The organism is Bradyrhizobium sp. Rc2d, from assembly GCF_900099855.1.
Lineage (GTDB): Bacteria > Pseudomonadota > Alphaproteobacteria > Rhizobiales > Xanthobacteraceae > Bradyrhizobium.
Map to the genome: position 1 here is coordinate 1 of NZ_FNCU01000075.1, position 12,466 is coordinate 12,466.

Consider the following 12,466-nt stretch of genomic DNA (forward strand, 5'->3'; position numbering starts at 1 on the left):
GATCCCGGCACAATGGCGCGTGCTGGTCACGCGTCGCCCGAAATACATCTGCCGCCGCTGCTCCGGCCCTGTCGTGCAGGCGCACGCACCAGAGCATGTCGTGCCTGGTGGACTACCGACCGAAGCGGCGATTGCGCAGGTGATCGTCTCCAAGTTTGGCGACCATACGCCGTTTTACCGTCAGGCCGAGATCTATGCGCGCCAGGGGATTCGACTTGATCGGGCGACACTGGGCAACTGGTCCGGTCGCGCCTGCTTCCATCTGCAGCCCGTTGCCGACCGCATGCGCTGCCATCTGGCAGCGGCGGATCGCCTGTTCATGGATGAAACCACGGCGCCGGTGCTCGATCCCGGGCGTGGTCAAACGAAGAAGGGTTACTTCTGGGCGATCGTCTCCGACGACCGCGGCCATAGCGGCCCAAGTCCGCCGATCGTGCTGTTCCGATATGCCCCCGGTCGCAGCGGCGCCTTCGCTGAGCAGTTCCTGGACGGCTTCACCGGACGCTTCCTGCAATGCGATGCCTACGACGGCTATGATCGGCTGATCGAAGTCGCTCGACCGCAAGGACCCTGGACGCTCGTACACTGCTGGAGCCATTTGCGCCGGCGCTTCGTCAAATTGGCCCGCAACAGTAAATCGCCGATCGCCGAGGCCGCCGTCCGGCCGCGCGCAAGGAACACTCGCTGCCCCTCGTCGAGCGTTGAAGCCGTGGTTCGAGAAACAGCTGTCGATGATCTCCAGCGGCTCGACGCTCGCTGATGACATCCGCTACGCGCTCAATCGTTGGCAGGGGCTGACGCGCTTCCTCGATGACGGGCGGCTCGAACTCGACACCGATCCGGTTGAAAACGCGATCCGGCCGATCTGCTTGACCAGAAAAAACGCACTCTTCGCTGGTCATAAGGTCGGAGCCGAAAACTGGGCCTTGCTCGCATCCATCGTGGCGACCTGTAAGCTCAACGACGTTAACCCGGTCGCCTACATCGCCGAAACGCTCACGGCGATCATCGCCGGCCATCCCCAAAGCGAAATCGACGACTTAATGCCATGGCGGTTCCGCAAAACGTCAAACCAGCATCAATAGGGTGGCGGCTAAGCGCTTACGTTGACGTGCATAGCTACGCCGCTTGGGTGGAGGGTGTCGACGCAGGAGGCGTCCATGGCGGCTGCAACAGCGACGGAGGATCTGATGGCGACCCAGCGACTTGCGCCCCTGATATTGAGCGATGATGATGAGCGTGCTGAGCTTCAGTCGCTGACAATGCGGCGAAAGACGGCCCAGGCGCTGGCTCTGAGAGCCCAGATTGTGCTGAGCTGCGCGGAAGGCGGTCAGAACAAGGAAGTGGCGGCCAAGCTGGGCCTAGAGCGGGGCGGTAGGCAAATGGCGGCGGCGGTCTGTGGAGCAGCGCGTGGCCGGGCTGCACGATGAGCCGCGCTCGGGGGCGCCGCGCACCATTGATGATGGTCGCATCGAAGCCGTGATCGTAAGGACGGTGGAAAGCTGCCCAGAGAACGCCACTCATTGGAGTTCCCGCGGCATGGCAAAGGCCAGCGGCCTGTCGGTGTCGACGGTGCAACGTATCTGGCGGGCCTTCGGGCTCCAGCCGCACCGGTTGGAGACATTCAAGCTCTCGACCGATCCGAACTTCGTGGCCAAGGTACGCGACGTCGTCGGCCTTTACGTCTCGCCGCCGGCACACGCCATCGTCCTGTGTGTAGACGAAAAGTCGCAAATCCAGGCGCTGGACCGCAGTCAGCCGATGTTGCCGATGCGTCCCGGCCAGCCGGCCCGAAGGAGCCACGTTTACAAAAGGCACGGCACCACATCGCTGTTCGCCGCCCTCGACATGGCGACCGGACGGGTTATTGGCAAGTGCTACGGATAGCACCGTGCCGCCGAGTTCCGCAAGTTCTTAGACGAGATCGAGGCCGCCGTACCGGGCGAACTCGACGTCCATCTCGTCATGGATAACTACGCTACCCACAAGACCCCGCTGATCCGGAAATGGTTGGCTAAACGGCCGCGCTGGCATGTGCATCTGACCCCGACCAGTTCGTCATGGCTCAACCAGGTCGAGCGCTTCTTTGCGCTTCTTACCGATAAGAAGATCAGGCGCGGCGTCTACCGCAGCGTAGCCGCCCTTCGGGCGGACATCGCCTCGTTCATCGAACGACATAACGCCGATCCCAAGCCGTTTCGGTGGACCAAGTCAGCCGATGACATCCTTGCTTCAATCGAACGCTTCTGCCGTTACAATGCCCCGGCACAGCACGAGGCGATGTTGCGAACTTCTGGTTCAGGACACTAGCTCTCTGCTTAGGTAGGTATCAGCGGCTAGAGGATCAGCGTATGTTTTTGCGCCAGTTCCTCATTCGAAAGGACGAGCGAATGTCCGCCGAACTGCTCTACCTATCAAACGCCGATGTCCAAGAACTGCAAATTTCGCCTCGTGACGCGCGTGAGGTGGTCCTTGCTAGTTTTCGCGACAACGCGTCTGGCCGCAACATTGGTTTGCCGAAATCGGTCATCACCGCTGGTCCAAGTTCCTGGTTCATCTCGATGAGTTCGGCATCCGAAGCCAACAATTTGGCGACAATGAAATGGGTGGCGGTTGTTCCAGTCGAGGGGAATCACGGGCGACCGACGGTGAACGGCCTGGTTTGTGTGAGCGATTACAAGACGGGCCTGCCTGTCGCCGTTCTCGATGGGAATTCCATCACTCTGATAAGGACAGCAGCGATTTCAGCAGCGGCAGCCGTCTATCTCGCGCCTGAGGCTCCCGCAAACATTGGCTTGATCGGCTGCGGGATGCAGGCGCTTAGCCACATTGATGCGTTTGTCGATCTGTTTCCGTCGCTTCGCAGAATCTATCTCTTAAGTCGGAGCGTCCGCTCTGCTGAGAGAACTGCAACTGTAGCATCCGAGAAACAACTCTATCCAATCATCGTCAAAGAGCCCGATACGCTGTTGAGTGAAAGTGACATCGTAATCACCATGGTTCCCCCTTCGCCCGGATTGAATTCGTTTTTGGACGCTCGATTGCTGCCGCCTTCGTCCTTTGTTTCGGCTGTGGATGGCGGCAGGAGTTGGCGGCCAGAAACGCTCACTTCTTTCGACAGATTTGTCACAGATAACTTGGAACAATATTCGTCACCAGTGGATGCATCAGGCCGATACGTCGAGTCGATAAAATTTCAGGACGACCTTGTGCATCTTGCTTCTTGTCCATCTCAGCCTGCTGCCCCATCCAGAGCCTTGTTCAGCTTCCGAGGTTTTGTCATCGCAGATCTGGCGTTGGCGCATTTGGCGCTCCAAAAAGCGCGAGCGCTTGGGATCGGAACGGTTTTGCCGCGATGAGAAGAGGCGGAGCGAAGGTGTTCCACGCTATCGTTGATGACGAATTCGCCCGGTCGAAGGACAGGAGGTGGAGGGACTGCTGCACCAGAACCTTAAACATCATCACCACGTGAAATGGCGGCCGCCCGTATCGTCCGCCTCTCGTGCCGGCCGAATGCGTCAGCGCGTTCGGCAGTGGCGCGGGGAAACCCTTGTGCACAATGGCGCGCAAAGAACGGCGTTACTTGCAGAAGGTCTGCGGATTCCCCTCAACTTCAATGAAACTTCTTCGCGGCTATTTAGAACAATATCCGTCTTGATAATACGTGGCTAATCCGCTGCCCTTGCGGACGCTTAATGGGAGGCGTGTTCATGAATAAACCGAGCTCAATAGTATCACCTTGCTCATTATTTTTCGGCACTGCTGACGCTGAAGGGCACGCCTGTAGCGGCCGCGACTAATTCGGTAGTTATCATTGCACGATACTCGCGAAGCGTAACAATGCGATGGAGCCGATAGGCGATCTTCAGCTGCCGCTGTCTCCCGCATCAGCGGTGAGACCGTTAGCCACCAAGCGCTCGCCCCCTTCGGAGAACTGCCTGGCCTGCCCCCTTGTACTCCCAAGGCACCGCGGCCCGCGCCGCACCGTTGAGCAAGGCAGGGGCCGAGCTGAACGTCGCAACGAAATCGATGACGTGACTTGGATGCTAGACCTGGTCCGCGACCGGCAGGTCCACACCGTGTTGGCAGCACCCATTTTAGAAGGCTTGCGAAGGCGTGGTCGTCACACACCGGATCGCCGATGACCAGTGTCACGCCCATGATCCTGGCGAAGGCATCCGACAGGCTTTCCTCTCGCGCGCTTCGCCTCCTCGAGGTCAATGCTCAATGAAACGGTCGCGGAAGCTGCGGTCCGCTATGACAGCGGTGCCCTCGCGCGGCGGCACCTGGCGGCTGACGGCGGCACAACCGTGCCTCGCAAGCGTCCCACACCGGTGATCGTGAGTGTCGAGGTCCTACCGAGCACGATCTGCATGTCCCGACCGGTGCCCGAAAACAAGGTCACCGAAGTCCGGCGGCGCGGCCGACGTGCGCATCATAGGCCCATTGCAGGACGATTGCGCCGCCCTTCGAATATCCCCATGTAGTCGTCGGAGCTAATGATCAACCCCGTCGTTTAGATCATGGTAGCACATGTGCGGCGGGCAGGCCATAATGGGATCACGCGACCAACGCCCAAACGGACCGGGACGCGGGAGGTCATTGCCGCAATGCCTTTAGGTGAATTATTTGTGCAGGCCACACGGCAAATGTCAGTAACGCCATCTCATCCGCGCTCATATCATAAGGCAGTACCGTGGCTTGCGTGCTCCGCGACGCTCTGATTGATACTGTCACGCTGAGAACATTCCCCCCAGACCGACCAATTGATCCATGTACTACCTATCTCGTGGAGGCAAACACGCATGAAGCCGCAAAGCGCCCCTTACTACAGCGTTGCATGTGGATGGAACGCGCTACTTCCCGCACGAATCCCTCAAATACAACCTCCGTCAACGAAACGGTTCGATGCGATTGTTGTTGGCGCAGGCTACACCGGCCTTGCGATTGCTCGTCGGCTTGCAGAGTTGCAGCCCGAGAAGGAGATTCTCGCAATCGAGGCCTCGGAGATCGGCGAGGGATTGCCGGGGCGGAACTCAGGCATCTTAGCTCCGACAGTCATCCAACCGCGAGCCAACGCTTTCGGCTCGGCCGACGACGATGCGGCGCGAAAATCGCGTATTGTTCTTGCTGGGCTCGATTGGCTGCGAGATGTTGTCAAAGCCAACAACATAGATTGCAATTGGAGCGAGGACACACCTCGCATTGTCGCTGTCGCCACCAAACAAGGAGAGAAGAAGGTACGCGGATCGCTCGATTCGTTAAGCAAGCGAGGTCTCCGTTATCGTGAGCATGACCGTAAGGACATTTTAGAACTTATCGGTACCGCCTATTATCAATACGGCTGTGAGACCCTCACTCAAGCCATGGTACAGCCCGCCGCGCTTATTCGCGGACTCGCTGATACACTTCCCGGTAATGTTACTTTGTTGGAAAGCACGGCAGTCGAGAAAATCGAAGGGACCGCACCTTTTCAAGTTCTTACAGAGCGCGACAGATTCGTCGGCGAAAAGGTGTTCGTGGCGAATAATGCACACGCCAGGTCATTGGGGATCGCGCTTGATAGGATAGTGCTCGTCCACACCTACGGAGCGCTAACCCCCGAGTTGGACGATGGTGAGCTCGACCGTCTTGGCAGTTTGCCTGAGTGGGCAATACTCCCGCCCACTGCTATGGGGACCACCACGAGAAAGTGGAAGCGCCGTTTTCTTATTCGCGGTGGTCACTCTTACGAGCGGGAGACCAGGATCGATAAGGTTCGTTCACTTTTGTCCACGTTGTATCGAAACCGATACTCAGCGATGCGGTCCTATGAGTTTGAACACGTTTGGGGCGGCGGTGTGGGTATTACTTCAAACCGTGAAAGTTATTTCGGCGAGTTCAAGCCAGGGCTGTTTGTTTCGGCCGGATGTCAGGGCGCGGGCGTATTGCGCGGAAGCATTCATGGAAAGCTCCTGGCGGAGCTGGCGTGTGATTCCCAATCGTCACTCTTGACAGACCGCCTGAAGTTGAGTGAGCCCAACTGGATTCCTTCAGAGCCATTTCGTGGAGTTGGCGCGGTGGCCAAGATGGCTTGGGGACAGTGGCAAGCAGGGCGGGAATTTTAGGCACACCCACCGAAGCTCGCCGAGCGAATGCCCACCTCCGAACCTGGCAATACCGACACAACGTGCTCGTTGAGCGCTCGGCCAAGTGGACTGTCAGAATGCTCGCTCTGCAGCGAATTCCTCGACGACGGGCACCAAGTCGCAGCAGGACATCCCGCGTGCGAACCATTCCTGTCTGTACGATCGTGAGCACGCGCAGCTTAGTACCCATACGACGAAGCTTTCAATTACCCACAAATGCTTGATTCGATGGCGGCAGTCCTGATCGAAAAATCTTGAATCGGATGAATCGCTTGTGATTCATTGTCGGGCACCTGAATCGCGACGGTGAGGTGCCTTGATGTGTTCAAGCGGAGCGGCGTGTCGTTGCTCGGCCGGCCCGGATGATGGTGATGAAAGTGCCGTCGAACATTGGACGGAGCGCGAGATCGACAAGACAGCGTTCAAGGATGCCCGTCTCGGTCAACGATTTAGCGAGCTGCTGAAGCAAATTGGTGACGGCATGGGCGGGAGCATACCGTTCGCGTGCCAGGATTGGGCGAACACGAAGGCGGCCTACCGCTTTTTCGCCAACGAGCGCGTGGAGGAGGCCAACATCCTCAGCGGTCACTTCGCCGCCACGCGCGCGCGTTACGATGGTTGTAGAGGCCCGATCCTCCTTATTCAGGACACGACGGAATTCTCCTACCAGCGCGCGAACACGAGCGCTATTGGCCTGACCAAGAGCGTCAACAGCGGCCGGGACAAGGACGGCCGTTGGCGCCATCACACGGTCTGCGGAATGCTGATGCATTCCAGTCTCGCCGTGACTGTCGAGGGCCTGCTGCTGGGATTGGCGGCGGTGAAGTTCTGGACACGGAAAAAGTTCAAAGGCACGGCGCAGATCAAGAAGAAGATTAACCCGACCCGCGTTCCGATCGAGAAGAAGGAAAGCGTTCGCTGGCTCGACAATCTCAGGCAATCAATCGAGCGGCTCGGACAGCCGGAGCGTTGCATTCATATCGGTGACCGCGAAAGTGACATCTACGAATTGTCTTGCCTAACGCAGGACCTTGGCGTCTCACTTCCTTGTCGCGCCTACGTTGATTGGCTGGCAGGCGATGGCGGTCATACGATTGCGACCGAGATGGAAGAGACCAGCGTCAAAGGCTTGCATTACATCGACGTGCGCAACGACAAGGGTGAGACGACGAAGGTCGCGCTGGAGATCAAGTTCAAGCGGATTGCGGTCTTGCCTCCCATCGGCAAGCAGAAACGTTATCCAGCCCTCGACCTGACGATAATCCATGCGACCGAGCGCGGTACGCCAAAGGGCCGTAAACCGATTGAGTGGAAGCTCATCGTCTTTCAATTACCCACATTTCCAGCAGCTGCGATCTCGGCGCCGAGTTCGATATCTGTGAATCTCGAGAGGCCGCGCCAGATGACAACATTTCTAGGCGGCGCATCGCCCGCCCTAGCCAGGTAGCCACCCAATCGTGCAAGTTTGGTAAGATAGAATGCAAGGGTTCCAGGGCGACATCGTCGATGGCTCGCGCCGCTGATGAGTCGATCGAGCAATGCGATCTCGGTGTCCGTCAATGCGAGCTTCGGTGACGCGTCTGGGGCGATGCGATTGAGCATGGTGAGCCAGAGGACGCGCCAACTGAGAATGCAGAAGGGACGTCGGCGAGCCAGGCCTCGGGATCGACGTCATTCAGGCGACAGGTCGTGATCATCGTCAGCATGATGGCGGCGCGGTCGGCACCGCGCATGCTCCCGGCGAAGGTCCAGTTGCGCCTTCCCAGGGCGATGCCGCGCAACGCTCTTTCGGCGGCGTTGTTGCTGAGGCAGATCCTGCCATCGTCGAGGAAGCGGGCAAAGTCGGCCCAGCGCCTGAGCATGTAATTCATGGGCTTCAGGACCTCGGAGGAGCGCGAGAGGGTTTCTCGCTCGCGGAGTAGCCAGTCGTGCATGTCGTCGAGCAGCGGCTACTTCTTTCCTGGCGCACAATACGCCGCTCGTCAGCGCTGCGGCCGTTGATAGCGCGCTCGATCTCGAACAGGGCGTCAAGACGCCTGACCGCCTCCAGCGCGATCGGGGAGACCGGTTTGCCTTTCTGTCCGTCCCGAGCGGTTTTCTCAATGTCGGCCAGCTCGAAGAAGCCCCGCCGCGCATGGGCGAAGCAAAATGCCGGCGTGATCGGCATCGCTTTCCTTTGCGGGTCGAACAACGGCTCGAAGCCGCTATAGCAATCGGCTTGCAGGATGCCGGCGAAGGCGGCCAGATGCTTCTGGGGATGCTCGCCCCGTCGATCGCTCGAGGCGTAATAGACCGCAGCCGACGGCGCCGGCCCACCGTAGGGCTGGTCATCCCGCACATAGGTCCAGATCCGGCCGGTCGTGCACTTGCCCTTCGCCAAGATACGGATGGTGGTGTCGTCGCCATGAAGGCGCTCGGCTGCGAGTACATGACACTCTATCTGCTGAAAGAGCGGCATGACAGCGAAGGTTCCGTGGCCGACCTGGTCAGCGAGCGTCGACAACGGCAGGTCGATCCTCTCGGCCTTAAAGCGCGCGCTCTGACGATTGAGCGGGATATGCATGCCGAACTTGTCGAACAGGATCGTCGCCAGAAATTGCGGACCGATGAAGCCGCGCGGCGTGGCATGGAACGGTGCCGGCGGCTGGCTGATCTTCTCGCAATCGCGGCAGGTGAACTTTTCCCGCACCTTCTCGATTAGCTTGAACCGGCGCGGGATCTCCTCCAGCGTCTCGGTCACATCCTCGCCCAGCTTCGCTAGACGCGATCCGCCGCAGCAGGCGCAGCTCTTCTGGGGGTCCGATAACGACGCGCTCGCGTTCGATGTCGTCCGGCCAGGGCTTGCGTACTGGCCGCTTGCGCGTAAAGGCGCGCACGCTCTGGGTTTTCGCCGCGGCGGCCCGCGCGGCAAGCTCATCCTCGCTCGCTGTGGTGGCGAGTTCTTCGAGCTCAAATTCCAATTGTTCGATCAGCCGCGCCGTGCGCTCGGAGCGCTGACCGTACAGTTCGCGCTTGAGTTTCTCGATCCGCAACTCGAGATGCCCGATCAGCGCCTCGTTATCCGACAGCTCCGCCTGCGCCCTGGCAGCCATCGCTTCGGCTCGCAGCCGGGCCTCACGCTCGGCTTGCAGCGCTGCCAGGGCACTGACAAGGTCCGACGGAAGGTCGTCCGGCTTCGATATCATGAAGCCATTGAATCAGATCAAGCAGCAAATTCAAACCAAAAACGGCTATCCGATCCGCGTCGGACGCTGGGTTTCTTGCGGGTTGCGCCAATCGATTCCGGACAACAAGTAGCTCATCTGAGCCGGCGAGATCGTCACAGCTTCGCCCGCAACCGATGGCCAGACGAACCTTCCTCTCTCGAGTCTCTTGGTGAACAGGCATGCTCCCTGGCCATCGTGCCAGATCACCTTCACAAGATCGCTTCGGCGACCGCGGAAGACGAACAGATGACCGCTGAGCGGGTCCTTGCGCAGCACCTCCTGCACCTGGAGTGCCAACGACGGAAAGCCTCGGCGCATGTCCGTATAGCCTGTCGCGAGCCACACTCGCGCGCCCGTGGGAACTGGGATCATCGGCGGACCAAAGCATCGAGAACACGACGTAGCGCGTCTCCATCAACGTCGCCATCGACCCGGATGCGGTGCCCGGTACCAAGATCAATCTCGATGATGCCCTGGCTCTTCCGTCGACGCGCCGCCGTCGTCGTCAATGGCGCTTCGGCCACTTCCCGCGGCGGCACAGACGACCCAATCTCGACCGGCACGAACGGCGCTATACTCGCTTCAGCGTGCTTGCAAAGCTCCTTGCGCCACCTGAACAACTGGCTCACATGAAGCCCGGCCATGCGAGCCACCTCGGAAACACTGGCGCCGGGCTCGAGCGATGCTGCAACAAGCCGTTCTTTCTCATCCTGCGACCACCGGCGCCGCCGCTCGACCGATGTGATCACCTCCGCCCTCGAAATCGTCATAGCGCTTCTCCTAGGATTACCCCTAGGACCTGCAGCGATCGCGTTTGTCAAACAAGGCGGCCTTTGGCGGAGGGATACGAACTATCTCTCGCACCGGCCAGAGCTAAATCCTGGCCAGCTCATGGTCCGACTTCAAGTCGTCCTAGGCTCAACTCGAGTGTTGTTCACGAACGACCCAGATAGCGACTGAGGGTGAGCAGGCTATTCCATATTACCGTCGCAAACCCCTCCGCCTTTGGCAGTTTAGGCGGCACTTGCGTTTACCTAGTCGATAAGCGCCAATGTGGGTCCACCCGAGATGCCGGGACAGCATTCGACCGAAAGGTCCCCTGGCAAAAGGGGATCGATCGAGCAAACCATAATCAATATTGTACAAGTCTAATTCTCCCTCCATTGTTAATCCTAAGCGGTAACATAATTCATCCAGGGCAGCCGCGCTTCGGCACTGACGCGCCGTCCGAAAATCGACGCAACTACCGGTCAACAAACCTGTTCGTATCAGATTCGCCAGCACTGAAAACCAAGCCCGTTGCGGCCGAAACGACAGCGCGTGACGAGTCACCGCCAGGAATGTAAAGAGGCTTAGCGGATTCGTGCACGAAGCAACGAACATGCCTGTCGGCTTCAGTAGCGACAGCGAACGCTGGATAAAAGCAGATTGATCCTCGACATAGGGCAAGACGCCGATGGCAGTAATGAGATCAAAGGGTCCTCCAAACGGCAAAGATTGAGGCGCGCACACCTGGAAGCGTTGCTCCGGAGCATCGAGGACTCCGCGCGCGGCTTGGATTGCCATTCCGATTTGTAGTGACGACAGATCAGCTCCGTGTACATCAAATCCACGTCTCGCGAGATGAAAGCAGAGCTGCCCTGCTCCGCATCCGATATCCAGCATTCGACCCGGCGAGACATGACGCGATACGAGCTCCGCGACCAGAGCAGCGCGCCGAGCAAAAAAGGAATTCGGGTCGCGGGCGCCCCTAGCAAATTGCTCGGCGCGATCATTCCAGAATTGGATGGGGTCGCTCATCTTGGTGCTTCTGCTCCTCAAACGGTCAGTCATAGATCTGCATAGCTGCGACCAGTTGAGCAAGGTCAAATCAGGTCGGGAAGAAAACTAATGGTGACGATTCTGCTTCTGTCGAGCAAGCGAGCTTTCCTCCCAGCCTCGCGCAGTTATCGTTGTCAGAGATCGTTCTCTAGAGCACTGTATTGCCCGCGTCATAGCGCAATTGTCTTCCAATCGAGTGTGGCGCCTTTGACAGGCCCCTAAGCGCCGGCCTGCACCCACCGGATGTTCTTGTAGGCCCGATTTCCGCCACGTAGTCGATTTTCAGTTCGGCGGGCCGCGGCGAAGCTCAGGATCGGGCCCGGCGCCTTCGCGTGTGTGATGAAGCCAGTGGAATCGGACTTGCTATGCTCGCGAATGATCGGGATTTTGTGACTCCTCTCGGCCAGTGCCGCTAATGCTCGTTTTTGAAGAGCTCGATTTGTCGACTCGCCCCTTGCCATGGAGAGACTTTTATCTCACTGAAGGCATATTGTTGTTCTCCATCAAGGCATTGCAATGTTGTGCGGCTGTTCCGCACGTTCGTTTCTCTTTCAGGCGTGGGCACAGGGCTTAAAGAATGAGAGCATGGTCCGGGTTTAGCTTCTTAATGCACTCACCGCTCACTCGCTATTGCCGCCACTCTCAGTAGCAACGACCGTGCCAGCGCGTTCAAGCACGTTAAGCTTCTGATTTGCTTTGGCAAGCGTTCGGACGCCGCAAGCGGCGACTGGTTTTTTCGACCGACAGCTGTTGTAGCGCTGTCAGACACCGAACAAAGATCAGCAGTCCGTTGGCGCGCAAAAGACCATCGTCTGTGGCAATTGTCGCGACGGCTGCCGAAGTGAGATCTCCCTCCTTTTCTTGCCAGTCATTCGATTTCGGCGTGGAAGGAACCGAGCTCCTGTCCGCGCTGGCGCTGCTCTTGGGAGCGAACTGCGTAGCGCGCGAAAGCGGCTGCACGACTCCGGCCTTGACCTTGCCTGGCGGGCCTTCGATCTTGCGGTGGATGTGTTGGAGTCCCGCCGCGCGCGCAATTGCCCGTCGGCGACGCTTAAACTGTTTATCATCGCCGCATGCTGCTTGGCAGAATGGCACTGCCGCCGGCCGCACATAAGGCGTGGAACCCTAGAGAGTGCGCTTCGCGGGCTGGGCTCACGAACATTCGGCGCTCAGGCGTGCCCGGGCACGCGAGGACTGTATTCATTAAAACGTAAGCGGGGAGGAACCTAGCGCGCGTTCTTGCTGGGGACCTCAGCCTAGCACTGGTTCTAGCGTCGGGCGCGGCGCGGCGACCGGAGCAGACACGCCAAC

General features: G+C 59.0%; 6 protein-coding genes and 5 pseudogenes. 6 read left to right on the forward strand and 5 right to left on the reverse strand.

Annotation, left to right across the window (positions count from 1 at the left end; translation table 11 throughout):
• Positions 1-19 precede the first annotated feature (19 nt).
• The 6 genes and pseudogenes from tnpC (BLV07_RS43150) to BLV07_RS43170 all read left to right on the forward strand — a co-directional run.
• Positions 20-604, forward strand: a pseudogene (gene tnpC, locus BLV07_RS43150) (IS66 family transposase); the annotation flags it as partial.
• A 44-nt stretch (positions 605-648) separates the two neighbouring features.
• Positions 649-1,085, forward strand: a pseudogene (locus tag BLV07_RS49960) (IS66 family transposase); the annotation flags it as partial.
• A gap of 105 nt (positions 1,086-1,190) precedes the next feature.
• Positions 1,191-2,310 (forward strand): annotated as a pseudogene (locus BLV07_RS43155) (IS630 family transposase).
• 80 nt (positions 2,311-2,390) lie between these two features.
• Positions 2,391-3,359, forward strand: coding sequence for a hypothetical protein (locus BLV07_RS43160; RefSeq protein ID WP_176946141.1), 969 nt, complete (start codon positions 2,391-2,393; stop codon positions 3,357-3,359).
• A gap of 1,446 nt (positions 3,360-4,805) precedes the next feature.
• Complete coding sequence (locus BLV07_RS43165; RefSeq protein WP_091898671.1) at positions 4,806-6,107, forward strand: NAD(P)/FAD-dependent oxidoreductase; 1,302 nt, start codon at positions 4,806-4,808, stop codon at positions 6,105-6,107.
• Positions 6,108-6,447: 340 nt separating this feature from the next.
• Complete coding sequence (locus BLV07_RS43170) at positions 6,448-7,575, forward strand: IS4/Tn5 family transposase DNA-binding protein (RefSeq protein ID WP_091898673.1); 1,128 nt, start codon at positions 6,448-6,450, stop codon at positions 7,573-7,575.
• Positions 7,576-7,684: 109 nt separating this feature from the next.
• Here the strand turns inward: BLV07_RS43170 and tnpC (BLV07_RS43175) are convergent.
• From tnpC (BLV07_RS43175) to BLV07_RS43190, 5 genes and pseudogenes are all read right to left on the reverse strand, one after another.
• Positions 7,685-9,045, reverse strand: a pseudogene (gene tnpC / locus BLV07_RS43175) (IS66 family transposase).
• A pseudogene (locus BLV07_RS50555) lies at positions 8,996-9,313 on the reverse strand (IS66 family transposase); the annotation flags it as partial. The pseudogenes tnpC (BLV07_RS43175) and BLV07_RS50555, both read right to left, overlap by 50 nt.
• A gap of 45 nt (positions 9,314-9,358) precedes the next feature.
• Positions 9,359-9,706 carry an IS66 family insertion sequence element accessory protein TnpB gene (gene tnpB / locus BLV07_RS43180; protein ID WP_091898674.1) on the reverse strand — a complete coding sequence of 116 codons (348 nt, stop codon included), beginning with the start codon at positions 9,704-9,706 and terminating at the stop codon, positions 9,359-9,361.
• A complete protein-coding gene (gene tnpA, locus BLV07_RS43185) occupies positions 9,703-10,104 on the reverse strand; it encodes an IS66-like element accessory protein TnpA (protein ID WP_091898676.1) in 402 nt (133 codons plus the stop codon). The genes tnpB and tnpA overlap by 4 nt, the downstream gene beginning before the upstream one ends.
• Positions 10,105-10,315: 211 nt before the next feature.
• Positions 10,316-11,134, reverse strand: coding sequence for a class I SAM-dependent methyltransferase (locus BLV07_RS43190; RefSeq protein ID WP_176946142.1), 819 nt, complete (start codon positions 11,132-11,134; stop codon positions 10,316-10,318).
• Between the last annotated feature and the right edge of the window lie 1,332 nt (positions 11,135-12,466).